This is a genomic window from Phytoamicus setariae (assembly GCF_016722925.1).
GTDB lineage: Bacteria > Pseudomonadota > Alphaproteobacteria > Rhizobiales > Rhizobiaceae > Rhizobium_E > Rhizobium_E setariae.
In genome coordinates, this window is record NZ_JAEQNC010000003.1 from 388082 (window position 1) to 414349 (window position 26268).

General features: G+C 61.0%; 24 protein-coding genes. 5 read left to right on the forward strand and 19 right to left on the reverse strand.

Annotated elements, in window-relative coordinates:
• Nucleotides 1-36: 36 nt before the first annotated feature.
• Together hrcA and grpE are read left to right on the forward strand one after the other, a co-directional pair.
• Nucleotides 37-1089 carry a heat-inducible transcriptional repressor HrcA gene (gene hrcA / locus JJB09_RS07105; protein WP_201655614.1) on the forward strand — a complete coding sequence of 351 codons (1053 nt, stop codon included), beginning with the start codon at nucleotides 37-39 and terminating at the stop codon, nucleotides 1087-1089.
• Nucleotides 1090-1228: 139 nt separating this feature from the next.
• A complete protein-coding gene (grpE, locus tag JJB09_RS07110; RefSeq protein ID WP_201655239.1) occupies nucleotides 1229-1846 on the forward strand; it encodes a nucleotide exchange factor GrpE in 618 nt (205 codons plus the stop codon).
• Between the two features lie 12 nt (nucleotides 1847-1858).
• Here the strand turns inward: grpE and ybaK are convergent, their stop codons facing one another.
• Together ybaK and JJB09_RS07120 are read right to left on the reverse strand one after the other, a co-directional pair.
• Nucleotides 1859-2332, reverse strand: coding sequence for a Cys-tRNA(Pro) deacylase (gene ybaK / locus JJB09_RS07115; RefSeq protein ID WP_201655242.1), 474 nt, complete (start codon nucleotides 2330-2332; stop codon nucleotides 1859-1861).
• A 6-nt stretch (nucleotides 2333-2338) separates the two neighbouring features.
• Nucleotides 2339-2689, reverse strand: a complete 351-nt coding sequence (locus JJB09_RS07120; RefSeq protein ID WP_201655245.1) for an ArsC family reductase — start codon at nucleotides 2687-2689, stop codon at nucleotides 2339-2341.
• 183 nt (nucleotides 2690-2872) lie between these two features.
• Here JJB09_RS07120 and JJB09_RS07125 point away from each other — a divergent pair, with 183 nt between their 5' ends.
• A complete protein-coding gene (locus tag JJB09_RS07125) occupies nucleotides 2873-3448 on the forward strand; it encodes a methylated-DNA--[protein]-cysteine S-methyltransferase (RefSeq protein WP_201655248.1) in 576 nt (191 codons plus the stop codon).
• A 56-nt stretch (nucleotides 3449-3504) separates the two neighbouring features.
• Here JJB09_RS07125 and JJB09_RS07130 read toward each other — a convergent pair whose 3' ends face one another.
• The 9 genes from JJB09_RS07130 to JJB09_RS07170 all read right to left on the reverse strand — a co-directional run bounded on the left by JJB09_RS07130 (nucleotide 3505) and on the right by JJB09_RS07170 (nucleotide 16260).
• Nucleotides 3505-5031 (reverse strand): trimethylamine methyltransferase family protein, encoded by a 1527-nt coding sequence (locus JJB09_RS07130; protein WP_201655251.1) that lies wholly within the window; start codon nucleotides 5029-5031, stop codon nucleotides 3505-3507.
• A 176-nt stretch (nucleotides 5032-5207) separates the two neighbouring features.
• On the reverse strand, nucleotides 5208-6764 hold the full coding sequence (locus JJB09_RS07135; protein WP_201655255.1) for an ABC transporter substrate-binding protein: 1557 nt from the start codon (nucleotides 6762-6764) through the stop codon (nucleotides 5208-5210).
• 45 nt (nucleotides 6765-6809) lie between these two features.
• Entirely contained in the window at nucleotides 6810-7823 is a 1014-nt protein-coding gene (locus JJB09_RS07140; RefSeq protein ID WP_201655258.1) for an oligopeptide/dipeptide ABC transporter ATP-binding protein, read from the reverse strand.
• Nucleotides 7820-8782: an ABC transporter ATP-binding protein gene (locus JJB09_RS07145; RefSeq protein WP_201655261.1), complete on the reverse strand. Its 963-nt coding sequence runs from the start codon at nucleotides 8780-8782 to the stop codon at nucleotides 7820-7822. The genes JJB09_RS07140 and JJB09_RS07145 overlap by 4 nt, the downstream gene beginning before the upstream one ends.
• Entirely contained in the window at nucleotides 8779-9687 is a 909-nt protein-coding gene (locus tag JJB09_RS07150; RefSeq protein WP_246748603.1) for an ABC transporter permease, read from the reverse strand. Before JJB09_RS07150 ends, JJB09_RS07145 begins: the two co-directional genes overlap by 4 nt.
• Nucleotide 9688: 1 nt before the next feature.
• Complete coding sequence (locus JJB09_RS07155) at nucleotides 9689-10633, reverse strand: ABC transporter permease (RefSeq protein ID WP_201655264.1); 945 nt, start codon at nucleotides 10631-10633, stop codon at nucleotides 9689-9691.
• A 229-nt stretch (nucleotides 10634-10862) separates the two neighbouring features.
• Nucleotides 10863-12884 carry a CocE/NonD family hydrolase gene (locus tag JJB09_RS07160; protein ID WP_210341671.1) on the reverse strand — a complete coding sequence of 674 codons (2022 nt, stop codon included), beginning with the start codon at nucleotides 12882-12884 and terminating at the stop codon, nucleotides 10863-10865.
• The gene (locus JJB09_RS07165; RefSeq protein WP_201655267.1) at nucleotides 12881-14149 is read right to left on the reverse strand and encodes an MFS transporter; all 1269 of its coding nucleotides are present in this window, start codon (nucleotides 14147-14149) and stop codon (nucleotides 12881-12883) included. Before JJB09_RS07165 ends, JJB09_RS07160 begins: the two co-directional genes overlap by 4 nt.
• An 8-nt stretch (nucleotides 14150-14157) precedes the next feature.
• Complete coding sequence (locus tag JJB09_RS07170; protein ID WP_201655270.1) at nucleotides 14158-16260, reverse strand: oxidoreductase; 2103 nt, start codon at nucleotides 16258-16260, stop codon at nucleotides 14158-14160.
• Nucleotides 16261-16507: 247 nt separating this feature from the next.
• Here JJB09_RS07170 and JJB09_RS07175 point away from each other — a divergent pair, with 247 nt between their 5' ends.
• A complete protein-coding gene (locus tag JJB09_RS07175) occupies nucleotides 16508-17146 on the forward strand; it encodes a TetR/AcrR family transcriptional regulator (RefSeq protein ID WP_201655274.1) in 639 nt (212 codons plus the stop codon).
• Between the two features lie 43 nt (nucleotides 17147-17189).
• Here the strand turns inward: JJB09_RS07175 and JJB09_RS07180 are convergent, their stop codons facing one another.
• The 4 genes from JJB09_RS07180 to JJB09_RS07195 form a co-directional block, all read right to left on the reverse strand.
• On the reverse strand, nucleotides 17190-18356 hold the full coding sequence (locus tag JJB09_RS07180) for a winged helix-turn-helix domain-containing protein (protein ID WP_201655276.1): 1167 nt from the start codon (nucleotides 18354-18356) through the stop codon (nucleotides 17190-17192).
• A gap of 275 nt (nucleotides 18357-18631) precedes the next feature.
• The gene (guaA, locus tag JJB09_RS07185; RefSeq protein ID WP_201655278.1) at nucleotides 18632-20194 is read right to left on the reverse strand and encodes a glutamine-hydrolyzing GMP synthase; all 1563 of its coding nucleotides are present in this window, start codon (nucleotides 20192-20194) and stop codon (nucleotides 18632-18634) included.
• Nucleotides 20195-20252: 58 nt separating this feature from the next.
• Nucleotides 20253-20891, reverse strand: a complete 639-nt coding sequence (locus tag JJB09_RS07190; RefSeq protein ID WP_201655281.1) for a 5'-methylthioadenosine/S-adenosylhomocysteine nucleosidase — start codon at nucleotides 20889-20891, stop codon at nucleotides 20253-20255.
• The gene (locus JJB09_RS07195) at nucleotides 20888-21337 is read right to left on the reverse strand and encodes a PaaI family thioesterase (protein WP_201655284.1); all 450 of its coding nucleotides are present in this window, start codon (nucleotides 21335-21337) and stop codon (nucleotides 20888-20890) included. The genes JJB09_RS07190 and JJB09_RS07195 overlap by 4 nt, the downstream gene beginning before the upstream one ends.
• A 171-nt stretch (nucleotides 21338-21508) precedes the next feature.
• Between JJB09_RS07195 and JJB09_RS07200 the strand changes: the two genes are divergently transcribed.
• Nucleotides 21509-22459 carry an AEC family transporter gene (locus JJB09_RS07200; RefSeq protein WP_201655287.1) on the forward strand — a complete coding sequence of 317 codons (951 nt, stop codon included), beginning with the start codon at nucleotides 21509-21511 and terminating at the stop codon, nucleotides 22457-22459.
• Here JJB09_RS07200 and JJB09_RS07205 read toward each other — a convergent pair.
• The 4 genes from JJB09_RS07205 to rpoN form a co-directional block, all read right to left on the reverse strand.
• On the reverse strand, nucleotides 22456-23139 hold the full coding sequence (locus JJB09_RS07205) for a glutathione S-transferase family protein (protein WP_201655290.1): 684 nt from the start codon (nucleotides 23137-23139) through the stop codon (nucleotides 22456-22458). The two genes, JJB09_RS07200 and JJB09_RS07205, sit on opposite strands and share 4 nt — an antisense overlap.
• Before the next feature lie 28 nt (nucleotides 23140-23167).
• Nucleotides 23168-23632, reverse strand: coding sequence for a PTS IIA-like nitrogen regulatory protein PtsN (gene ptsN, locus JJB09_RS07210; RefSeq protein WP_201655293.1), 465 nt, complete (start codon nucleotides 23630-23632; stop codon nucleotides 23168-23170).
• Nucleotides 23633-23709: 77 nt separating this feature from the next.
• Nucleotides 23710-24282, reverse strand: a complete 573-nt coding sequence (gene hpf / locus JJB09_RS07215; RefSeq protein ID WP_201655296.1) for a ribosome hibernation-promoting factor, HPF/YfiA family — start codon at nucleotides 24280-24282, stop codon at nucleotides 23710-23712.
• Between the two features lie 390 nt (nucleotides 24283-24672).
• A complete protein-coding gene (gene rpoN / locus JJB09_RS07220; protein WP_201655299.1) occupies nucleotides 24673-26265 on the reverse strand; it encodes an RNA polymerase factor sigma-54 in 1593 nt (530 codons plus the stop codon).
• Nucleotides 26266-26268 lie beyond the last annotated feature (3 nt).

Here is a 26268-nt window from a genome sequence, read left to right on the forward strand (position 1 = left end):
ATCCATGTGGCGTTGCGTATCGACAGGGAATATCCGATGAAGGGTCTCGACGAGCGATCTGGCGAAATCTTTCGGCGCATCGTTGAAAGCTATCTCGGCACCGGCGAGCCATTGGGCTCGCGCTCGCTTTCGCGCCTGCTGCCGATGTCGTTGTCGCCAGCCTCCGTGCGCAACGTGATGAGCGACCTCGAAGACCTCGGGCTCATCTACTCTCCCCATGTATCGGCCGGCCGCTTGCCGACCCAGCAGGGCCTGCGGTTTTTCGTCGATGCCTTCATGCAGGTCGGTGCGCTTTCGGATGACGAGCGGCGCGAGATCGACCGGCAGGTCAATCCTGGCAATCGCGACGCGCCAGTCGAAAACGCGATCAATGGCGCGAGCCAGATGCTTTCTTCCGCATCTCGCGGCGCGGGCCTCGTCATAACCACCAAGAGCGATACGCTGCTCAAGCACGTCGAATTCGTCAGACTGTCGCCGGAAAAAGCACTGGTTGTTCTGGTTGGCGACCACGACGAAGTAGAAAACCGGATCATCTCGCTGCCAGCCGGCACGACATCGTCGCAACTGGTGGCGGCGGCCAACTTCCTCAACGCCCACATGTCCGGCCTGACGCTGAGCGAAGCCAGCGAACGGGTCGAACGGCTGAAAGAGACCATACGCCAGGAACTCGACCAGCTTTCCAGCGATCTTGTCGAACGTGGGCTCGCCACATGGTCCGGCTCCGAGGAGGGACGGCCGGCGCGACTGATCGTCCGCGGCCGTTCCAATCTTCTGGAGGGCGTCGACGATATCGGCAATCTGGACCGGCTCAGGATGCTGTTCGACGATCTCGAGAAAAAGGAATCCTTGTCCGACATCCTCAACCTCGCCGAAGGCGGACAAGGCGTCAGAATATTCATCGGATCCGAGAACACGCTGTTTTCGCTTTCTGGCTCGTCCCTGATCGTCGCGCCCTACAAGGACAGCGACGAACGTATCATCGGTGCGGTCGGCGTCATCGGCCCGACGCGCCTTAACTACTCCCGCATCGTGCCGATGGTTGACTACACTGCACAATTGATGTCGAAAATCGCCGGCAAGAACCGGTAAAGTTGCACGCACGAAGGAGGTGGGCGGCGACCGATCCGCGCGGCCGAGACATGATTCTTTGCGCCAAGCCTTGATTTTTTTGCTGCAAACCTCGATATCCCCTGCAAATCACGAGAATATGAGACTTGCGGAGACCGCCATGACGGACGACAACAAAAACGCTTATCAGACGGACGCCGAGGAAAATGCCGCCGCCAACGAAGCCGCGGCCGCCGAAGGCGGTGCAGAGGCGACGGCGGACATCGATCCGATCGAACTCTTGAAGGCCGAGAACGCCGACCTGAAGGACAAGTTCCTTCGCCTTGCCGCCGAAATGGACAATCTGCGCCGACGCACCGAGCGTGAGATCAAGGACGCCAAGACCTATTCGACCGCCGGGTTTGCGCGGGACATGCTGTCGGTGTCCGACAATCTGCGCCGCGCAATCGAAGCCATTCCGGAAGAGGTTCGCGCTGCTGGCGAAGCCGGTTTCATGGCGCTTGTCGAAGGCGTGGAAATGACAGAACGCGCCATGCTCGGAGCGCTCGAACGCCACGGCGTCAAGAAGCTTGATCCGGCCGGCCAGAAGTTCGATCCGCACTTCCACCAGGCTATGTTCGAGGTGCCGAATGCCGAGATCCCAGCCGGCACCGTTATCCAGGTCGTGCAGGACGGTTACATCATCGGCGACCGCGTGCTCAGGCCGGCGATGGTCGGCGTCTCCAAGGGCGGCCCGAAGGTTGACGTGCAGAACGGCACGACTGAAACGACGACCTGACCAGTCCGGCTGTCAGGCAATGACGGAGGCGGCGAACGCATCGGCCGCCTTCCTCGCATCTTCAGGCGAAAGCCGCACCTGCAGCCCGCGCTGACCACCATTCATGAAGACAGCATCGTGGGCCATGGCCTCGATCTCGAAAACGGTCGGCACCTTTTTCTTCTGGCCGAAAGGCGAAATGCCGCCGACGACGAAGCCCGTGACCTTTTCGGCTGCCGGAGGTTTCATCATGTTGGCCGACTTGCCCTTGAAGGCAGTCGCAAGCTTCTTCATGCTCACTTCCCGATCCGACGGCACCACCACACAGACCGCCTTTCCATCTACCTCGGCCATCAATGTCTTGAGCACGATCGACGGCGAGACACCGATCGCCTCGGCCGCCTGGATGCCGATCCGATCGGCATCCGGATTGTAATCGTAGATCAGAACTTCAAAGTCGACCTTGGCGGCGGAAAGCGCAAGCGTGGCGCGCGTGGACTTGGACATAGTGGTTCAGACCTGAAAAATTCCAGAATAGAGGTCGGGCTTGAAGCCGGCCGTTGTAGTCTTGTCGGTCACCAGCATCGGCCGCTTGATCATCGTCGGGTTGGCGACCATCAGCCGTGCAGCCTTGTCTTCATCCAGATCGGCCTTGTCATCAGCCGGCAGATCCTTGAACGTGGTGCTCGCCTTGTTGAGCACCTTTTCCCAGCCGAGAGCCTTGATCCAGGCCTTGACCGACGGCTCATCGATGCCTTCGACGCGGTAGTCATGAAAGCGGTACGTCACGCCGCGGTCATTGAGCCAGGTGAATGCTTTCTTCATCGTATCGCAGTTCTTGATGCCATAAATGGTGACGGACAAGGGATCGGCCTCTTTTTCGGGTAATCTCAGCGACCGCCGATGTAGCACAATCTGCGCAAGGCTCAACAAAATTGGCCTTCTAAAGCGGGCTGATAGTTGGCGCAAACATGTCAGCAGTCTCCTTTTTCACGCAAGAAACGGGTTGAATTCCACGCGTGAAGGGACGATTTTCATGGAAAGGCCATGAAGAGGCAGGTGACAGCCATGTTGCATCACTATTTTATCTTCGAGACACCGGGCGGCTTCTGCGGCATTGCCTGGAGCCCCGCAGGCATTGTGCGTTTCCAGCTACCGACCAGCACCGCCGAAGCCACCGAGCGCCTGCTGTTGCGCCGGCTTCCGACAGCCAAGCCGGGCACGCCGCCAACCGACGTAGCGGAAACCATCCAAGCCGTAAGACGCTATTTCGCCGGCGAGAAGGTCGATTTCTCGACCGTAAGACTGGATCTCGACGGACAGGATGCGTTCTTCAGGGATATCTATGCCGCCACGCGGCGCGTCGGTTGGGGCAAGACGACCACTTACGGCTCGCTCGCCAAGGAACTTGGTGCCGGGCCTGAGGCCGCGCGCGATGTCGGCCAGGCCATGGCCAGGAACCCTGTGGCGCTGATCATCCCCTGCCATCGTGTGCTGGCGGCCGGCGGCAAGATCGGCGGGTTTTCGGCCCCGGGAGGCTCGAACGCCAAGCAGCATATGCTGGAGCTGGAGGGCATGCGTGCCGTACCGGAAAAACCGGTGCAACAATCACTCGGTTTTTGAGGCGAGCCAAGCAACCCCGACCTGCGCTTATGCGAGCCCCCGGATCGTTCCCGGACTTAGACCCTGCCTATTTCTTCCTTCCGCCTTGCAACGAACGCTTCAAGTTCCTCGTCGATCGCAGGATCCAGCGGTGGTTGTTCGTAGGTGCGGAGTAGCTCCTTCCAGATTCCGTTCGCGCGTTCTGTGCCGGTCCGGGCCCCGCTTTCCGACCAGTTTTCAAAATTCCGCCAGTCCGACAACATCGGCTCGTAGAAAGCATTCTCGAAACGCGCCAGCGTATGGCTCGTGCCGAAGAAATGCCCCCCGGGGCCAACCTCACCGATCGTGTCTATGGCCATGCTGGCATCATCGACCGCGATCGGATCGAGGAAACTGCGCATCATCTGCAGCATTTCGGCATCGAGGATAAGTTTCTCGAACGAAGCCGTCAGGCCGCCTTCCAGCCAGCCAGCGGCATGCTCGATCAAATGAACGCCGCCCATGATCGTGCCCCAGAGCGACATGCCGCTTTCATAGGCCGCCTGCACGTCGACGGCATTGGACGCCGTGACATTGGACGAGCGGAAGGGCACACCATAGCGACGCGCAAGCTGGCCCGAAGCGATCTGCGCCTTGGCATATTCCGGCGTGCCGAAGGCGGGCGAGCCGGTGCGCATATCGACATTGGAGGTGAAGCCGCCATAAAGCACCGGTGTGCCCGGATTGACGATCTGGGCAAGCGCGATCAGTGCCAAGGCCTCGGCATTCTGCTGGGTGAGCGCGCCGGCGATCGTCACCGGGCTCATGGCGCCCGACAGCGTAAAGGGGGTCAGCGCAATCGGCTGGCCGGCGCGCGACATGGCGCAGAGACCTTCGCCCATGGGGATGTCGAGCCTGAGCGGCGAGTTGGAGTTTATGATCGTCAGGGTCGCGGGGTTCTTCTTCAGTTGCTCGCGGGATTGCCCGAGGGTGATCGACAGCATGTCGATCGCGTCCTCGACGCGGTAGCCGCCAAGCGCCCAGCATTGCCAGTTCTTGTCGGTCAGGCGGATCGCAGCGTGATAGAAATCGAGGTGGCGGCTGTCGGGCGGCAAGTCGGTCGGCTCGCACGGACAGCCGCCTTCCTGATGAATGACGTTCAGGCTCTGGACGACGCGGAGGTAATCGCACATATCGGCGTAGTTGCCCGCGCGCCTTCCCCGGTCGAGGTCGCTGACAAAGGCCGGACCGCCGGTCGCCGCGAAAATCAGGCTGCCGTCGCCGACAACAAGGTTTCTCGCCGGATTTCGGGCCTGCAGCGTGAAGCTCGACGGTGCGGTCCTGATCTTCTCCTCAATAAAGGCGGGGTCAAAACGCACCCGCTGTGAGGCCTCATCGACATCGGCGCCGGCCTCCTTGAGGTGCTTGCGGCTTTCGTCGTGCATGATTTCCATGCCGGTGTCGCGCAGCAATTTCATCGAGGCATGATGGATGGCTTCGATCTCGTCGGCACTGACCACCTGGATCGGCGGATAGCGGTTGACCACCTTACCGAAGCGCATCTGACGGACGCTGCCGCCTTCCGCAAGCCGCCGTTCGCGCCTATTCGTCGAACTCCGAGCCATGATCGAATTCCTTATTTTGATTGTGTCGGGAAAATTCCCCTTCCAAACCCTGGCTTAAACTGCAGCATCCTCGAACCCTTCGATACCGTTTCAACGAGGTTGAAAGTGATGATTGAAGAGAGAGTTCAACGGGTTAAGCCCTCCCCCTTGTGGGGAGGGTTTGGGAGGGGTTTTCTTTAAGCCTTCGCGAACCGCGTCATGTCGAGATAGCCGTCCGCCATGATGCAGGGCCGCAACCCGTCGCGGACAACGGCGGCAAAGGTCTCGTGGGTGAGGAAGACGAAGCCGCCGGATTCCTCCATAAGGTCCTGCATCTTGCGATAGATGACGCCGCGCTTTTCCTGGTCGGTCTCGGCCATGCCGTTCTGGTAGAGCTTTTCGAATTCCGGGCTGTCGAACTGGGCCCAGTTGTAGACGCCGATCTGCGACGGCCGAAACCAGGTGAGGTTTTCGGAGGGATCGACGCCGCCGGCGAAATTCATCAGCACCAGTTCGAGCGTCTTCCAGGTCTCGCCGGAGCCCTTGTCGCCCAGCGTCCAGTAGACGCCGTCATCGTAGTTTTTGATCTCGACCGTGATGCCGACGGCGCCGAGAAGCGCCTGAATGATCTGACAGGTCAGCTGGCTGGTCTTGTCGTTCTGGGCTGCGAGTTCGACGGTGAGGCCGGAGACGCCGGCTTCCTCCAACAGCGCCTGGGCCTTGGCAGCGTCGGCGGGGTAGAGGATCTTGTCGCGGTGGCCGATGAGCGCCGGCGGCACGACACCGGTCGCCGCCGCCGCGAGACCGGAATAGGAGCCTTCCATGATCTGGCTCACATCCATGGCATACTGGATTGCTCGGCGGACCTTTTCGTCGGCGAATTTCGGATTTTTGACGTTGATCGCCAACCAGGCAAGGCGTGTGCCGTCCATCTGGATCAGCGTGCTCTTTTCCGGCAGCTTTTCCTTGTAGGTGGCAAGTGTGTTGAGACTGATCTTGGCGTAGTCGACCGCCTTGGATTCGTAAGCGAGCGCTGCAGAATCGTCGTCGGTGACGATCTGGAACTGCACCTTGGCGAAGGCTGGAACCTCGCCCTTCCAGGCCGGGTTGAGCTTGAGCGTCAGGCTTTGCTTCGGCACCCATTTCTCGATGAGATAGGGCCCGGCGCTGGCCGGCACTTCGGTGGTGAACTTGCCGCCGACCGCCTCAACGGCTTTCTTGCATACGATGTGCCCCATGTAATACGGCAGCGTGGTGACCCAGAATGGTGCCGAGGGCGCCTTGAGGTGAATAATGCCCGTCCGTTCGCCGGTGACCTCGACCTCCTTCAATGCATCAAAGGCATACGCCCAGGCCGAGGCGTTCTTGGGATCGGCGACACGCTCGAAGGAGTATTTCACATCCTCGGCGGTCACTGGCCCGAAATCGCCAGTCCAGGTCAGCCAGTCCTGCAACTTGAATTCGATCTCGGTCGGCGACTTCAGTTTCAGGTCGCTGGCAGCATAGGGCTTCCAGGCAACGCCCTCACGCACGTCGTCGAGACGATTGAGCGAGACGAACAGGCAACGGCCGATTTCCTCCTCGAGCAGGCCGTTCTGGAAGGCGGGATCGAGCACTTCGATATCAGAGGCACCACGCACGATCAGCGTGTCGCCCTCGACGGCGTAGGAAAGGCCGGGGCGCATGGAAAGCGCTGCAGCACCTGCGGCCGCACCGAGCATGAAATTTCTTCTGTTAAGCGAGATGGCCTGCATGATGATTTTCCCTCTGGTTTTTTGGTTTAATCGTCTTTGGTCATGCTACTTCGATACGAGACGGAGACTGCGGGCTGCGGACGGCTGAGGCTCGGCCAATGGAAAATGGCAGGCGACCTGCCGCTCGTCCGCCGTGTCGGTCAGAACCGGCGCGTCGCTCTGGCAGCGCGGCTGGGCGAACCGACAGCGGGTGTGGAATTCGCAGCCGCTCGGGCGTGCCGCAATACCGGGCACTTCGCCGAGCACAGGCGGTTCGCCGCGACGTTTTGCCGGATCCGGAACGGGTTCGGAGTCCAGAAGCGCCATGGTGTAGGGATGGCGTGGCGCGCGAAAAATTTCCGCCGCCGGCCCACTTTCCACGACGCGGCCGAGATAGAGAATGACGACGCGGTCGGCGATGTGACGGGCGACCGAGAGATTGTGCGTGATCAGCAGGAAGGCCGTGCGCTGCTGCTGCCTGATATCAAGGAAGAGATTGAGCACGCCGCCCTGCACCGAAACATCCAGACCGGCAGTCGGCTCGTCGGCGACGATCAGCTTCGGCACGACTGACAGCGCCCGTGCCACGGCGGCGCGGCGCGCCTGTCCGCCGCTGAGTGCATGCGGGAAACGCGAAAGCAGCTGCGCCGAGAGGCCAGCCGTGCCGGCAAGGGCCGCAATATCCTCCATCCGGGTCGAGCCGGCTCCGGCGATCCGGCGCGGTTCGGCGATCATCGCGCCGATGCGCTGGCGCGGATTGAAAGAGGTGACCGGATCCTGAAACAGCAGCGACGCCTGCCGCCTTACCGGATGAAAGCTGCGACTTGAGAAATCCGGGAGGGTGTTGCCTTCGAGCGTGATGCTGCCGGAAGAAGGTTTGACCAGCCCCAACAGCGCCCGGCCAAAGGTCGTCTTGCCAGAGCCGCTTTCGCCAACCATGCAGACGATTTCGCCGGGCCGGATTGCTACCGAGACATCGACCAGGATGGAAAGCGGCTTGACACTCGAGAACGGCAGCCTTGTCGCCGGCACGGCCACCGAAAGCCTGTTTGTTTCGATCAATGCCGGCGTGGTGCTCATGACGCGCTCCTGAGGCAACGGGAATGGTGCAGCGGATCGGCCTGCGCGGGTGCCCATGGCGGCGATAGCGTGAGGCATCTGTCTTCGGCAAAGCCGCAGCGGCCGGCGAAATCGCAGCCGATGCCGCCCGGTCTTGGCACCTCGCCTGGAATCACCGGCATGCGGGTGACACCCGGCGGGATCAGCGCCGGCTCGCAGGCAAACAGCGCCTGCGTGTAGGGATGACGCGGGTTGCGGAAGATGGCCTCCACCGACCCTTCCTCGACCACGCGGCCCGCATACATGACCGCGACGCGATCGCAGATTTCGGCGATGACACCGAGATGATGCGAGATGATCAGGATCGCCACGCCGGCATTTTCGCGCAGCGTCCGCATCAGGTGCAAGATCTGCGCTTCCATCGTCATGTCGAGCGCAGTGGTCGGCTCGTCGGCGATCAACAGCGACGGCTTCATCAGCAGGGCAGCAGCGATCGCCACACGCTGCAGCATGCCGCCCGAGAACTGGAAGGGATAGGCATCGAGCTTGCCAATCGGGTCGGGGATGCCGACATCGCGGAGGGCTGCAACGATGCGCTCGCGCTTGCGGGCGACGGTCTGGTCGCGGTCGCGCCAGAGAAGGTCGGTGAGCTGCCGGCCAAGCGTGTGGATCGGGCTGAAGGCGGTCATCGGGTTCTGGAAAATCATTGCTCCGGCCGGGCCGCGCAGTGCTGCGAGCCCCTCGCGGTCGGCGGCGAGCATGTCTTTGCCGGCAAGCGTGAACCGCTCGCCGCTGACCTTGGCTGCCTTCGGCAGAAGACCGAGGATCGAATGCGCCAGCGTCGACTTGCCCGACCCGCTCTCGCCGATGATGCCGACGATCTCGCCCGGCTCGACCTTGAGATCGACGCTCGCGACAGCGGGAATAATGCCGCCATAGGTCACCGAGATCTTGCGCATCTCCAGCACCGGCTCGCTCATGACTTGCGCTCCGGATTGAGTTTCGGATCGAGCGCATCGCGCAAGGCCTCGCCGAAGAAGGTGAAGCCGATCGTTGCCAGAATGAGTGGCGCGCCCCCCGCGATGACTGGCAGCGCGCTGTTGCGTATAACCGCAAACCCGTCACTCAGGATATTGCCCCAGCTCGGGATCTGTGGCTTGACACCCAGTCCCAGGAAGGAGAGCCCGGCCTCCAGAGTGATAACCGTGGAGATATCGAGGCAGGCGAGAATGAGCAGCGGGCCGACGACATTGGGCAGCAGGTGACGGAAAAGTATGCGCGGCGTGCCGGCATTCATCACCTGCTCGGCCTTGATGAAGTCGCGCGTCTTGAGGCTGAGCGTCTGGGTGCGGACGAGGCGCGCATAGGACGGCACCGAGTAGAGTACGATCACAAGGATGACGGTGGAAACGCCGGGTCCGAGCAGCACCACGATGGCCAGGCCCAGCATGATCATCGGCAGCGAACTGATGCTATCGAAGACGAGGATGAGCAGCGCATCGAGCCAGCGCGGCCCGTAGCCGGCGATCAGGCCGAGCGGCAACGCGATGGCTAGCGCAGTCGCCAGCGCGCTAAGCGCCACTGTCATGGCCGTGCGCGTACCGACAATGATCCGCGACAGAAGATCGCGGCCGAGCTGGTCGGTGCCGAGGAGATGGCTGAACGACGGATCCGCCAGCCGTTCCTTGACGTTGATCGCGGTCGGATTGTAGGGCGCGAGATAGGGCGCGAAGAGCGCCGTCAGGATGATGAGCGTGACCAGCAGGAAGCCGATGGCGCCGAGCGGCGTCGACAGGATGTGTGCGACGGTCTGACCTGCGCGTCGGAGCGCGCCCGGTTCGCGGTTTGCGGCTTGGCCTAGTGTTGTGGAAGAAATCATCGCCATGTCAGAGGGTACTCCTGACGCGAGGGTCGAGCCATGCGGTGATCGCGTCGGCGAGGATCATGCAGGTGACGTAAAGGCCCGAAGTCACCAGGACCGTGCCCATGACCAACGGATAGTTGCGCGACATCACCGCATCGTAGGTCATCTTTCCGAGGCCCGGCCGGGTAAAGACGATCTCCGCAAACACCGAACCGGTCAGCAGGCCGCCGAAGCCGATGGCGATGACGGCCAGGATGGCGAGCAGCGCCTGCTTCAACGCGTAACGATAGATGATCCGGCTTTCGCTAACCCCATAGGAACGAAGTGTGCGGATATAGTCCTCGCCCATCGCCTCGATCATCGCAGCACGCACGAGGCGCGAGACATAACCGACCCAACCGAGGCCAACGGCAAACGAGGGCAGGATCAGCGACCGAAACTGCGCGGCGAAATCGCCGGGCTCTCCGGCGCCGATCGCCGGCAGCCAGTTCAGCCAGACAGCGAAGATCAGCAGCGAATAGAGCGCGACGACGAAGGAAGGCACCGCGACGAAGGCGATCGATATGAGGCCGATCAGCCAGTCACCCCATTTTCCGTGATGGACGACCGCGACGCAGCCGAGCAGGATGCCCAGCGCCACCGCCCAGATGAAGCTCGCCAGCGCCAGCGTCACGGTATAGGGCAACACTTCGAGGATCATGGTGAAGACCGGCCTGCGGCTCCAGACGTCGAGGCCGAGATCGCCATGCGCAAGCCGCGTCAGGAACATGGCGAGTTGCTCGAGGATCGGCTTGTCCAGACCCATCATTTGCCGAAACGCATCCCGCATCTCGGGCGTCGACCGCGGCCCGAGCGCCACCACGGTCGGATCGCCGGGGATCATATGCATCATCGAAAACAGCAGGATTGCGACGATCAGCAGGATGACGGCGGCCAGCGCCGTGCGGCGCACGAGGAAAGCGATCATCGGAGGTAGCCTCCGATTTGGAGGTGGCGACGAGGACGCCCCCCTCTGCCCTGCCGGGCATCTCCCCCACAAGGGGGGAGAGCGACACGGAGTCCGCTCACCAGTTTCAGACGAATGTCGAACGACAGGCTTGTCACTGGGGCAATCTCGAACGACGAAGGTGCCACATCCACTCTCCCCCCTTGTGGGGGAGATGCCCGGCAGGGCAGAGGGGGGTAGCCGCGGGAGACTATAGATGATCGCGATCGATCCATTCGTCTCCCTCCCGTTCAAAGATAAGTCGGTCGCGTTCGCGCACTTCGAGACGCCATTGCAGATGGAACTGTGTTTCGGTCGATGACACAACGACGCGGGACCTGGTCTCGGCGTCTGCGTCTGCACTCCTGAAGCCCAGCAGCCAGCCGGTATCGATCCGCGCCGAAAGCGGATCGTCCTCAACTATCGACATCTGGTCGACAACGGATGCCCAGGTCTCGTTGGCGCGATCCGTCAGAAGCTGCCGGCCGTGATTGCTGGACATGGTCAAGGTTTCCAAACGCTTGCCGGCATCGACGGTCAGGATGCGCGAATGGACCTCTTCATCGAGCACCTGCATCGGCACGGGCGGCGAGATCTCGGCTTCTTCGAACGGGTCAAAACCATCGCCCGGCTGCGGCGCACGCACCGGCAGGACAAACCGGCAGATGCCGGGCTCAAACTCGAAGACCGGCATGCCGGGCAACGGCCAGAGCACCGGCCAATGCTGGTTGGAGAGCACGAGCCGCAAACGATTGCCCTTGCCGAGGCGGCGGCCGCAATGGCTGAGCTGCAGCCGTGCAGTGACCGGCTCGCCCGCCACGATCGGCTCGGGATGCTCCCGGCTCTGGCGCTGGGCTAGGTTGAGCGAACCCCAGGTGACCAGAGTCGAGCTGCCATCCGGCAGCACTTCGCAAAGACGCACGGTCAGCGCACCAAGCGGCAGGTCGGAGCGGAGCGTAAATTCCAGAGCTGGCGCGCCGAGCAGATCGATGTCCTCTGTCAGCGGCGCGGTGTCAAAGCAAAGCCCCAACCCGTCCTCGCGGCGCTGGTCGCCGGCCATGTCGGGCACCTCGCCGCCGTAGCCGCCATAGCGACCACAATCGCGTCCGGCCGTGACCGGTGAGCACAGCCGCAGCGGCTCGCCGCCCTGTCGCGCCATTTCGTCAAGCGTGCCTGCATTCAGGTAGAGATGTTTCTGGCTGACATTTGGCGATGGCCAGGACGGATCCTGCACCCAGCGACCCGGATGATCGGGGTAGGAATGTGCGGGCCGATGCGGGTCCTTGATCAGCGTCGTGTAGGCCGGCTCGTCCATGATGCCGGTGTCGACACCTTCCAGCCAGTGCCACCACCAGCGGATCGCTTCCTTGAGATAGTGAATGGCCGGGCCGGGCGAGCCGAGAAACGGATAAGCGTGTGTCCAAGGGCCGATCAGCCCTTTGCGGGGCCCGCTGAGCCCTTCCATCAGCCGGGGCACGGCGTTGAAATAGGTGTCGTCCCAGCCGCTGATCGCATAAACGGGGATCTCGATCCTGGAAAAATCCTCCGAGACCGATCCGCGCTTCCAGTAGGCATCGCGACGCTGGTGACGCATCCAGATGGATGACCAGCATGACGTCGCGTCCAGCCGCTCTTGCCACATCGCCCGCCAGCGGTCGCCAACAATCTGCGGATCGGGCGGCAGCGCGCCAAGGCCGAGAATGAAGGACGACCACATGGCGTCCTCGGTCAGCAGGCTGCCGCCATAGTAATGCACGTCGTCGGCATAGCGGTCGTCGGAACAACAGAGCGCGATGATCGCCTTCAAGGCCGGCGGCTGGCGTGCAGCGACCTGCAGCGCGTTGAAGCCGCCCCAGGAAATACCAGTCATGCCGACCGATCCGTTCGACCAGCTCTGGCTTGCCAGCCAGGCGATAATCTCGCAGGCATCATCCTGTTCCTGCTCGGTATATTCGTCGGTCAGCAACCCCTCGGAATCGCCGGACCCCCTGATATCCACCCGACAGCAGGCAAAGCCGTGCCCGGCGATATAGGGATGCATCTTCATATCGCGAAACACGGTGCCATCGCGGCGGCGATAGGGGATCAGCTCCAGTATCGCCGGAACCGGCTTCTCGTCCGCATCTTCAGGCAGCCAGATGGTCGCGGCCAGCCTGACACCGCCCTTCATGGTGATGAAGACCGGATCGAGCGTGCGCACCTTGCGCGGAAAGGTTTCGACGATCTTGGTCATTGGCTGGCCTTTCCGGCATCGCCACCATCGGCTTCGTCATGCGGCGTCCATTCGTAGACGGCAGGCGAGGTCTGGGGATAGGCGACGAACTGTTCACGAGATTTGGCGGCGGGCTGGTGATAGCCGCGCCACAGCGCATAGGCGGCAAACAGCGTGGAGAGACCGATCGCATACCAGAAGAAGATCGCCGATCCGAACGGCGCCATGCCCGATGTCACGATCGCCGGGCCGATCGTGCCGCCGAAAGCCCAGATCAGCAGCAGGTTCGAGGAAACCGTGACGAATTCGTCGGGGTCTGCCCGGTCATTGGCATGCGCCACACCGAGCGGATAGAAGATTTCCGAGATGCCGCCGAAGATCGAAAACAGGATCAGGAACAGCCAGAACGGCGTGGTCGGCGTAAGAAACAGAAAAACGGCGCACAATACGGCAAGCGTGGCCGACAGCCAGAGCATCATCATCCGTCGGTCGAGCCTGTCAGATAGATAGCCGAGCGGGAACTGCAGGAAAAGCGCGCCAAGTTGCGTCGCCGCCATCAGCAGCACGATCGTCTGCTGCGGGAATTTCATTTCCAGTCCATAGAGCGGGCCGATCGAGGCGAAGGTCGAGGAGATCAGGCCGGTCATCAGGCAGGCGAGCGCACCGATCGGCGAAATGCGGAAGGTGCGGAACAGTTTGATGCCGACAGGCACATGCAGCGCCGGCTCACCGACCCAGATGGCAGTCACCGGGATCAGCGCGATGACATAGAAGGCGGCCGCGATCATCAGCATCGCGTCGCCCGCCGGATCGATATCGGTCGCAAGCAACTGGCCGAGGCCATAGAACAGACCGAGCAGCAGCACATAGAGCGTCAGGATTCGGCCGCGGTTCTTGTTGGAGACCATGGCGTTCATCCAGCTCTCGATCACCACCGCCTGTCCTGCATTGGCAAAGCCGACAATGGCCTGAATGATCATGAAGACAGCGAGATGCGGCTGAATGCCGAGCGAGAGAATGAGGACCGCCGACGTGGCCGAGAGCGCCGCATAGGCACGGACTTCACCAACCGAACGGATCAGCCTGACTGAGCCGATGCAGCCGGCGAGAAAGCCTGCGCCCTCCGCCCCGACCACGAGACCAACCGCATCCGGTCCATAGCCCTCGGCCACCAGCCGAAGCGGCAACAGAGTGTGAAACAGCCCGGAACCCACGGCATGCAGCGCACCGCCCGCCAGAGGCGAGGCGATAGAAAAGCGCGACATGCCTGCCGGGGTTTGGCTCATTCCCGCACCTATTCCGCGGCTTCGGCGTGTTCGAAGCCGGGCTCGCAATCGGTGATCGGCGTGTCTCTGAGATAGAGTTTGCGGCTCTGACCCAGCCCCAGTTCACGGGCAGCCTTGTGTCCGCTATGAACAGCATGGGTGATCGCACCGGGCGCCAGCCCATCGCCAATGGTGGTGATGCTCTTGATGCCTGCGGCTTCCAGATCGGCCCGTCTTGCCTCAAGCGCATCCCGCAATTCCGTACGCGGCAACCTCAACCCGACGATCAGCACCGACCGGCAACTGACTTGGGTCTGCTCGCCGTTGAAGAGATGCGTCAATGTCGCCGTCTCGCCATCGAAGTCTGTCAGCATCTGCAGCGTCGTCACCGATACGTTGCGACGGGCGAGTGCCTTGTGGACCAGCGGCAGTTCGTTGGTCATGATAGTCCAGGCCGAGGCCTGGCCCGCCGGGGTCACGTAGGAGACCGGGATTCCCTGAACTGCCAGATGCTCCGTCAGCACGCCCCCATAGTAGTAATTGTCGAAATCGAAAACCAGCGTCGGGCCTTGCGGCAGGCGGCCTGCGGCGATGTCATCGGGCGTATAGACCTCGGGATGATCGAGTTGACCGACCGGAATTTCCATCGAGGAATAGAGCATCCGTGTCCAGCGGGCACCAGTGGCGAGCACCACGTGATCGGGCGCGAGATCGATGATCTCGTCGACGCCCAGCGCGCTTTCCAGATACATCGAGACATTGGTCATGTCGTTGAGCCGGCCGAGGCGGTAATCGACGACGCGGTTCCAGGCGGCTAGGCCGGGAAGCGTCTTTTCGAAGGTCAGTCTTCCGCCCCATGCCTTGCCGGCATCGGCAAGCGTCACCTCGTGGCCGGCGCGTGCTGATGTCAGTGCGCATTCCAGGCCAGCAGGTCCACCGCCGACAACCAGTACCTTTTCCCGCTTCTTCGCCGGCTCCACACGTTCGGGATGCCAGCCGCGCCGCCACTCCTCGCCCGCTGTCGGGTTCTGGGTGCAGCGGACGGGCACGCTGTCGTGCCAGCTGGAAATACAGATGTTGCAGCCGATGCATTCGCGGATTTCCTCCAGGCGGCCTTCCCTGACCTTGTTGGGCAGGAACGGGTCGGCAATCGAGGGACGTGCACCGCCGATGAAATCGAGCACACCACGGCGGATCTGGCTGACCATCGTATCGGGCGAGGTGAAGCGGCCCACGCCCACCACCGGCTTATCCGTCATCTTCTTGACGAAATCGATCACCGGCTCGTGGCTGCCTTCGCCGGTGAAACGGGAGGCGGAACAGTCCGTCGGGCTCGAATCCATCTTCACATCGAAGAGGTCGGCATGGTCGGAGAGCAGCTCGATCAATTCATGGGCTTCGGAGGCTTGATGGGTGCCTGCCCGGCCGCGCAACTCCTCGAGGCTGACACGAAGTGCCACGCCGCAGTCCTTGCCGACCGCATCGCGGGTAACGTCCAGCATCTCCTTGACGAAACGGATGCGGTTTTCGATGCCGCCACCGTATTCGTCGGTGCGCTTGTTATATTCCGGCAGCAGGAATTCGTAGCCGAGATAGCCCATGCCGGCATAGACGTAGACGATATCGAAGCCGGCGGTCCGGGCTTTCCTCGCCCCTTCCGCCTGCCAGCGCAACACGTCCCTGATATCGGATTTGTCCATGCTCTTCGGACGCAGATTGCCCATGAAACCGATATGGGTGGCCATCCAGGGAATACCCGAGGGCGAAAGCGGCGGCAGGCGGCTCGCCCGGTTCATCACCGAAGCGCCGCCGTGCCAGAGCTCGACGCCGGCCAGCGACCCGTGGCGATGCACCGCATCGGTCATCAGGGCGTGCGCGCGGATGTCGTTCTTGTCCCACATCGTCGCCATCGGCAGCGGCGCATCGTCCGAGGTCGGATCGATCGAACAGGCTCCCGTGCAGATGACGCCCCAGCCGCCCTCGGCCTTGGCCCCGCGAAAGCCCGCACGCACCCGCGGTAGCGCATTGGTCATGCCGCTTGCATGCGGCACCTGGTAGAAGCGGTTCGGAGCCGTGACCGGACCGATACGCACAGGTTCAAACAGCACATCGTAACGGGAATCCCGCATCATGCCACACCCTCGTTCCCCGCCCGCCATGTTTTATGCGGGTCATTGAGGGCAAGGATAGGCACGGAATATTTTTTGCGCAAGAGAAATTATAAGATCGTATAACAAGTCTTGAATTCTATTTTATTTCATGTATTTAATCTTCTTGTCGGTATGATTATTCACCGAATTGCTGCCCATTCTATGGGTGCCGCCTTATAAAAACGAACGCGAATGCGCATGATTGAAACGATGAAACAGGCTCGCTGATTTGGCCAAATCCGAAGCAATGAAAAGCCGGGCGCGCTTCCGGCGTGAAACCCCGGAAGACCGGCGCCGACAACTCGGCGAGGCAGCGCTTCGGTGTATCGTCAAACATGGAAATGCAGGTGTTTCCGTGCGCCAGATCGCGGCCGAAGCAGGTGTTACCCAGGGGCTGATCACCCATCATTTCGGAGAGATCAACGAATTGGTTGCCTATGCCTTCGACATCATGTCCGACGGACTGCTGCAAGCCATTCTCAAGGCGGTCGCTGAAGCGGCTCCGACCCCGCAGGCGCGGCTCGAAGCTTTCATCGACACCTCTTTCTCACCTATCCTGTTCGATCGAGACGTGTTGGGTGTCTGGGTGGTGTTCTGGGGGCTGATCCTGCATTCGCCACGCATGAGCACATCGCAGCAGGGTGAATATTCAGACTATGTCAACACGGTCGAAAGCCTGATCCGCGATCTGGCTGCCGAGGAGAAATTTTCGGTCGGCGATGTCAGGCTGACGGCAATCGCGTTCACTGCGCTGCTCGACGGCCTCTGGCTGGCCTGGTGCTTGAATCCCGCCGCTTTCAAGCCCGAGGAGGGCGTGCAACTGTGCCGCAACTGGGTGGAAGGACTGCGCCGCGGCGCCTACGCCTGACCGCACTCGACAGAGACATAGCGAGCGCTTCGACCTGCCGTCCCTATGCCAGCTGAAATGCCTCGAAGGCCTGCAGCGCCTCGTCCACGGCCTGGCGCTGGTCGGCGCTTTCATCGCCGAATTTCGTCCATTTGTTGATCACCATTCGCCTGCCCTGCCTGTCCGTCTTCATGTCGATCGCCGCGACGATGCGTCCGTCATAAAGCACCGGCAAGGCAAAGTAGCCCAGCACCCGCTTTTCCGCCGGCACATAGGCCTCAAAGCGGTGGGCATAGCCGAAGAAGAGTTCCAGCCGTTTTCGTTGGATGACCAGGGGATCGAATGGCGACAGGATTTTTGCCTTCGGGGCGGCGCGGGAAATCGGTTTTTCAAGCGCCTCCGGCGCCGCCCAATGCTCCGTTCTGTCGCCCTTGAGCAGCACCGGGACAAGTCGGCCCGCAGCCACCCGCTCTTCCAGCAATGCCCGGATCTCAGGCTTGCGCCGTGCTTCAAGATAGCAGACAGAATCCAGACTGACGATTCCCTGCGAACGAAGGGCGCGATCAAGCAGATAGGCATTCACCTCTTCTTCCGCCGCCGGTTCTGGCCCCTGCTCCCAGCCGAAATGCCGCCCGGTCAGGTCGTAGGTCTTCAACATTCCCGAACGCGACGAGATCGTCAGCGTACCATTATAAAAGGCCTTCGACAGCACCCGCCGGCTCGGCTTGCGGCTGCCCCAGGCATGGTCCTTCTCGACGAGCACGTCGTCGTCGATATCGCGGATCGAAATCGGCCCCTCGTCTGCGATGCGCCTGAGCAGGCGCTCGGTCTCATCAGCGGTTACCTTGGAAGAGCTCCCGTCCACAGAAGCACTTCTCTGGGCCATTGCCGGCATGAAGTAGCGATAATCCTCGGTCGCGACATAGGCGAGCGCATGCGTCCAATACTCGAAGACGCTCTTCTTGGCTGATTGGGCCTTGCCGAGATCGCTGCGCTGGTAGGACGGCAGGCGGGTATGGAGAATGTGGTGGTGGCAGCGCTCGATGACATGGATAGTGTCGATCTGAACATATCCGAGATGGCGGACCACATTGGCAACGGCTTCTGCTCCGCTGCCGCTCGCGATGCGACTTGTCAGCCCCTGGGCGGCAAGCCAGATCTGCCGGGCCCTATGGCGGGTGATGGACCGGTTATCGGTGCTGCTCGTGACTGCCCTGCTTGCCGTTTTCATGGGTGACCTTCTGGAGGGGTCTGCGGATCGGATGGTTGTGCAATTGGTAACCCATTGCCCACTGACCGCGAAACCCGAAAATAGTCGGGGCAACCGTTGCCTGCACCCGACATAGCGCAGCCTTCGTCAAACAAGTGGCAGCATGTATCGAAAAGGACCGCGCAAGAAAAAGCCCGGTGCGATGTTGAACTGACACCCGAAGTTGATGTCCAACTTTCGGGGTCAGTTCAATGTCGCACCGGGCCTTGATTATGCAAGGGGCGGAAGGATTGACCCTATTCCCACTCGATCGTGCCGGGAGGCTTCGACGTGACGTCGTAGACCACGCGGTTGATGCCACGGACTTCGTTGATGATGCGGGTCGCCGCACGGCCGAGGAAGTTCATGTCGTAGTGATAGAAATCCGCCGTCATGCCATCGACCGAGGTGACGGCGCGCAGCGCGCAGACGAACTCGTAGGTGCGGCCATCGCCCATGACGCCGACGGTCTGCACCGGCAGCAACACGGCGAATGCCTGCCAGATCTTGTCGTAGAGGCCGGCCTTGCGGATCTCGTCGAGATAGACCGCATCGGCATCGCGCAGGATGTCGAGCTTTTCGCGGGTAATGCCACCGGGGCAGCGGATCGCAAGACCCGGCCCCGGGAACGGGTGGCGTCCGATGAAACTGTCGGGCAGGCCGAGTTCCTTGCCGAGAACGCGGACTTCGTCCTTGAACAGCTCGCGCAGCGGCTCGACGAGCTGCATATTCATACGCTCGGGCAGGCCGCCGACATTGTGGTGGGACTTGATGGTGACCGAGGGGCCGCCGGTAAAGGACACGCTTTCGATCACGTCGGGATAGAGCGTGCCCTGGGCGAGGAATTCAGCGCCACCAAGCTTCTTGGCTTCTTCCTCGAAGACCTCGATGAACAGGCGTCCGATAATCTTGCGCTTGGTTTCGGGATCGCTCACGCCTTCCAGCTCGCCGACGAAGCGATCGACGGCATCGACGTGGATCAGATGCAAATTGTAATGCTGCTGGAACATGGCGACCACATCGGCCGCCTCGTTCTTGCGCATCAGGCCGTGGTCGACGAGAATGCAGGTGAGCTGGTCGCCAACGGCCTCATGAATGAGCAGCGCTGCGACAGAGGAATCGACGCCGCCGGAGAGCGCGCAGATGACGCGCTTGTCACCGACCTGCTGGCGGATCGCATCGACGGCGCGAGCGCGATAAGCCGACATCGACCAGTCGCTCTGGATACCGGCAATCTTGTGAACGAAATTGGACAGCAGCTTGGCGCCATCCGGCGTGTGCACCACTTCCGGATGGAACATCGTCGTGTAGTAGCGACGGCTCTCGTTGACGGCGATGGCGAACGGTGCGTTTTCGGACGTGCCGATCACTTCGAAGCCTTCAGGTGCAACGGTGACGCGGTCGCCGTGGCTCATCCACACCGGGTACTTCTTGCCGACGTCCCAAAAGCCTTCGAAAAGCGGACTGGGCTTGAGGATCTCGACATCGGCGCGACCGAATTCACGAGCATGCCCGCCCTCCACCTTGCCACCGAGCTGGGTGGCCATCGTTTGCTGGCCATAACAGATCGCCAGGATCGGCAAGCCTGAATCAAACACTGCCTGTGGTGCGCGGGGGCTACCCTGGTCCAGCACCGATGCCGGGCCGCCGGAGAAGATGATCGCCTTCGGTCGCAAGCGGTTGAAAGCTTCTTCTGCGGACTGGAAGGGGACGATCTCGCAGTAGACGCCCGCTTCGCGGACGCGCCGGCCGATGAGCTGCGTCACCTGGCTGCCGAAATCGATGATGAGGACGGTGTCGGAGTGTGCTGTCTGGGTCATGGCGAGCCTTTAAATAAAATGGGCCGCCCGCGCAAGATCGTTTGAACCTGGCAAAGCGCTAAAATTCAATGCTTCCGTCCGATAAAGCCGTTTCAAGCCGTTCGATCGCATCGGCAAGCTTTGAATCGATGACATGCAGATACTCGGTCCAGTCGCTCACATGCTTGAGCTCGGCCTTGCCGTCGGAGATACCGCGAAGCCCGATCAGCGGAATGCCGAACGCCATGCAGGCGCGCAAAACCGAAAATGTCTCCATGTCCACCATGTCGGCGGCGATGCCATCATAGCCAGAGCCAGAGACAATATTGGCGCCCGTCGAAATGCTGGCTTCAGGGATTCCCGGAATTCTCAGCTTGAGCGGCACCGTGACCGGCAGGTCCAGAAACGGGGTCGCACCTTTCTGAAAACCCAAGGGCGAAGCATCCATGTCGCGATATTCAACTGAGCTCGCCTGATAGAGCCCGGCCTGCTCCAGGCGCGCCGAACCGGCGGATCCGAGCGAGACGACAAGGTCGGGCATTTGGCCGTCACGCTCAAGCACCGTCAGAAACCGCGTCAGTTGGACGGCCGCCTCGACCGGTCCGACGCCGGTCATCAGCGGGTTGATGACCGCTTGCAGCCTCGGCCCGTACTCGGCCTCGGCGGCCATGACGAACAGTACGGCCTTGCCGCCGATCATCTTCAATCGGTCGCTCATCCGGAAATCCCTTCGCGGCCGCGAATGGCCATCTTGGTCCCCGTCATCGAGGCGATCAACTTGGCCGGCCCGTCGCCGATCGCATAGGCGCGGCCGTCGGCGACGATGATGTTCGAACCCGGCTTAGTGATCTCGCCACGGAAAAGAAACCGGTCGCCTTTGCCCGGCGACATCAGGTTGACCTTGAATTCGATGGTCAGGATAGAAACATCGGCATCGATCATCGTATAGGCGGCATAAGTGCAAGCGGAATCCAGCGCCGCGGCTATCACGCCGGCATGCAGGAAGCCGTGCTGCTGGGTCAGCGCCACGTTGTAAGGCAGCTCGATTTCGACAATGCCTTGCTGGATACGGGTAAGCTCGGCTCCGATTAGCGTCATCGCGCCCTGATGGGCGAAGGATGCTTCGATTCGCTCGCGGAAATTGCCGGTTGGATGGTCTTGCATGAGTATTCCTTTCGCACCTGCGAAACTGCCATCACTGCCCGCCCTGCACAAGCATCATTGCAGGCATGCGACAAGATAATTTACGGAGAACCGTATCGCCGGCATCCGGGCTTGCCATATGCAGCGAGAGGCGTATGAGCGCCGTTCGTATCTTTGATTGCGGAAAAACCGATGCTAGCCACCGCCCAGAATGTCCTGCCGGTTTTTCTGATGATATTCGCCGGCTGGCTGATCGTCGCATCCGGTTACCTGCGACCGCAGGCAGGTGACGCGCTTTCGGATTTCGTCTTCAAGGTGGCTGTGCCCGTGCTACTGTTCAAGACGCTTGCCGAGGCTGATTTTCACGGGGCATTTCCCGTGCGCCTGTGGATCGCCTACTTCTCGGGCGTGGCGATCACCTGGGCGGTTGCCTACCTGCTGGCGAACCGGATCTTCAGGACGGACCATCGGACCGCCACGGTCACCGGTGTTTCGTCGGCTTTCGCAAACACGGTTTTCATCGGCCTGCCGTTGGTCGAGCGTACTGTTGGGCCCAACGGACTGGTGGCGCTTTCCGTTCTCATCGCCGTCCATTTGCCTGTGATGATGATCGCGAGCACGCTGATGATCGAGCGGGCGGAAAGCCGCGACACCGGCAAGGCGCCTGGCAACCACTTGGCCCTTCTCAGGTCGCTCGGTCGCAATCTCAGGCGCAACCCGTTGGTATTCGGCATTGTCGGCGGTGGCCTCTGGCATCTGACAGGTTGGCCGTTGGCCGGCGTGCCCGGGATACTGGCGCAGCAATTGTCGCAAATCGCCGGGCCAGCAGCCTTGTTGTCGCTGGGGATGGCGATGCGGCGCTATGGCTTTTCAGGCAACGTCGCGATCGCCCTGACCGCATCCGCGCTCAAACTGCTGCTTTTGCCGGCGGCCGTACTGGTGTTTGCGACTGTGCTGGGGCTCAGCCCCGATTGGCGTGCCGCGCTCGTGCTGATCGCGGCCGTGCCGACCGGGGTCAATGCCTGGCTGATCGCTGTCCAGTTCAAGAGCGCCGAGGCGCTGGCGGCATCGGCCATCACGCTGACCACCGGCCTGGGCGTGGTCAGCGTAACCTTCTGGGCATGGATCGTCAGCAGGCTCTAACCCTGGGGAAGGTAGAAGCGCTCCGAAAGCGTTTCCCGATAGGGATAATATTGGAAATAGGGGCCGGCTTCGTCAATCGTCCGCGCCACAGATGCGCGCTCAAGGAGGCGTTCAAAGTAGGACGCGAGATTGCGGTGGGATCGGCCGTACGGCTCAAGCGTGACGGCGAAGAACAGCGCCGGCAGCGCCGCGCAATCAGCCATGCTGAACGCCTCGCCCGCCGCCCATTGGCGCCCTGCGAGCTGATGTTCGGCCATGTCGTAGGCAGTCCTCAGCGTTTCCCGCGCTTCCTTGACACCAAATGGGTCGCTCTTTCCTTCCGGTCGCAAGCGATCCAAAACGATCTTCTGCATCGGTACGCTGACATAGAGATCGAAAAAGCGGTCCCAGAGCCGCACTTCAAGGACGGCATCCGCATCTTTTGGGATCAGCGGCGAAGGCCCGGGATACATCTGGTGCAGGTATTCGATAATGATGCTGGTTTCCGCCACCACGCGACCATTGGCCGTGTCTTCCAGCACAGGAATCTTGCCGACTGGCCACCTCTCGAATAGGCCGGCGCTTGCCTCCGGATCGGCCAGATTCACGACACGCCCCTCAAAAGGCGTGTCATTTTCATAAAGTGCGATCAGCACCTTATGACAGAACGAAGCGAGCGGATGGAGATAAAGGATAAGCATCGCAAATTCCCCCCGCCCTGTTTTTTCCCTACGCGGCGTTCGATGCCTGCTCCTGATTGAGGCACGCATCAATTGCGGAGACCGATTCAGACGATCGTAGCCGCGCTACGAGATCCTGGTCGCGCAGCACGCGGGCGATGCGTGACAGCGCCTTGAGATGGTCCGCACCCGCCCCTTCCGGAGCGAGCAGCATGAAAACAATATCAACTGGCTGGTCGTCCAGCGCCTCAAAGTCCACGGGAGTCTCAAGGCGCGCAAAAACACCGGTAATCCGGTCGAGCGTCTTCAGCTTTCCATGCGGAATTGCGATACCGCCGCCTACACCGGTGGAACCGAGCTTTTCGCGCTGGAGCACGACCTCGAAAATATCACGTTCGGGAATGCCGGTGATCTTGGACGCACATGTCGCAAGCTCCATCAGAAGCTGCTTCTTGGACTGCACGCGGAGTGCCGGAAGAATTCCTTCCGGATGCAAAATATCCGCCAAAGCCATTCATATTGTCCTTTTTAGGCTTGGTATCGTCGAGCTGGCGCTTTCGCCAGCCCGTTTTCGTTGTGGCAGAGTATCCATCAGGCCTTCATGTTGGCCGAATCGATCCATCCGATATTGCCGTCATTCCTGCGATAGACGATGTTGAGCTCCGAAGAGCCTGGCTTACGAAACATCAGGACCGGTTCGTCTGTCATATCGAGCGCCATCACAGCCGTGGCAACCGACATGGTCCCCAGTTTCTTGGTGGTTTCCGCAACAATGACCGGCGCGAAATCCGCTTCGATCTCATGATCCTCATCGACCGCAGCATCAAACACCGAGTAAGCAATTTCGGATCCCGAACGGCTCTCGCCATGATGGTGATCGCGAAGCTTGCGCTTGTAGCGGCGCAAACGCTTTTCAATTCTTTCGAGGGCGGAATCGAATGCCAGCTGAGGGTCATTCGCGCGGCCTTCGGCATGCAGATTGGCACCGGAATCAAGATGGATCTTGCAATCGGCGTTGAATCGAGCCCCCTCCTTCTCCACGAGAACCTGGCTTGAAAAACCACCGTCGAAATATTTAGCTATGGCGTCGTTGATGTTGCCCGTAATACGGGTTCTGAACGAGTCGCCGATATCCATTTGCTTGCCGGTCACACGAACACTCATGGTGTTATCCTTCCTGCATTCAACGTTTTAAAAGCCCGCACTGAAACTGACTTCTCCGGACGGGCTTCTGCTACCGGAAAAGTCTCCGCGACCGCGCAAGCAAGACAGACTTTTCCGGAACTGGGTACCGTAAATTGGCGGCCGACCCCGGTTGTTCCCCGACGCAATCGCAAACTATCGAAATGCAGCTTATTCCAACCCGGTCATTCATCCAAGCGTTTCTGTTTGCAGTCCCCATCTCATGAAGGCCCACGACCTCACCGACCAGAAACAGCGCATATGGCGGCGGGCTTCTAGCTCTGGCTCCCGGCAGAGTCAAGGGCCCTACGGAAACCGTGGTCTAGAACCGCTCGCAATACAAACTCCGATTGTCCCGGAAATACCGGAAAATCAGGCTTCGCAGAAACCCGATACCTTTGACAGAGCACGTTTTTCGCGTCTTCGTTGCACTGAGGAAGGGATGTTCATCGCCTCGCGATATTTAGCGACGGTACGGCGGGCAATTTCTACACCGCCGCGCTTGAGGCTTTCGACGATGTCGTCGTCCGACAGCACGGCATCCGCAGTTTCACTGGCGATCATCGCCCGGATCCTGTGCCGAACCGATTCCGCTGAATGTGCATCACCGCCCTCAGCCGAGGCGATCGACACCGTAAAGAAGTACTTGAGCTCGAACAGGCCGCGCGGCGTCAGCATGTATTTGTTCGACGTCACCCTGCTGACGGTCGATTCATGCATCTTGATCGCCTCGGCCACCGTTTTCAGGTTGAGAGGGCGCAAATGCTCAATACCCTGCGCGAAGAAGGCATCCTGCTGACGAACGATTTCACTCGCAACTTTCATGATCGTGCGTGCGCGCTGGTCGAGGCTCCGCGTCAGCCAACTGGCGCTCTGCATGCAATCGCTCAGGAAGGCCTGGTCTTCGGAGCCCTTGCCAAGGCTGCGGGAGATTTTCTCGTAGTACTGTTGATTGACCAGCACCCTCGGCAAGGTTTGAGGATTGAGCTCGACAGTCCAGCCGCCATCTGCGGCAGCCGAGACAAGGACGTCCGGAACGATGGATTCAGAAGGCGACGTATCGTACGCACTGCCGGGCTTGGGATCGAGCGCGCGGATTTCACCCAGCATTTCGATGAGATCTTCTTCATCGACGCCGCAAATGCGTTTTAGTGCAGCAAAATCACGCTTGGCGAGCAGATCGAGATTGGCAAGCAGCGCCTGCATCGCGGGGTCCAGCCTGTCTTTGAGCCGCAACTGGATCGCCAGGCATTCGCTGAGCGAGCGAGCAAACACGCCGGGCGGATCCAACTGCTGCAATTTCGCAAGAACGGCGGCCACGGCCTGCTCACTGACGCCAAGACGCACTGCGAGGTCGTCCAGCTCGTGCTGAATGTAACCGGCTTCATCCAACTGATCGGTGAGATGACGCGCGATCAGGCGTTCGACATCGCTCGGCAACACAAAGGGAATCTGCTGCGCAAGATGTTCCTTCAAGGTCACCTGGCCGGCGACGAAATCATCCAGGTCGTAGGCATCGCCGCTCTCGCCCAGACTTCCCGGCATAGACTTCCATTGCTGAAGAAGCTCGGGCGCATCGGCGCGGCGCGGGCCGCCATCGTCCTGAAAGACGTTATCGAAGCCGGTGTCCAGCACATCCGATAGTCGTTCCGCATGCGTATCGGAGTAGGCAGCGAAATCCCCGCCTTCGAAACCTTCGCTAGCCACATGCTGAGACGGGGTTTCATCGCCGCCGGCGTGATGATCGCCCTCGCGCGGGCTGCCATCCTGCGGTTGGGAGAAATCGCCTGCACCATCGTCCTGGCCGGATGCCAATTCGAGCAAGGGATTCTTTTCAACTTCCTGCGCAATAAACTGATTGAGCTCGAGAAATGTCATCTGCAACAGCTGAATCGACTGCATCAGCTGCGGGGTCATCACTAGCGACTGGGATTGCCGGAGAAAAAGGCTTGCAGACAAGGCCATGGC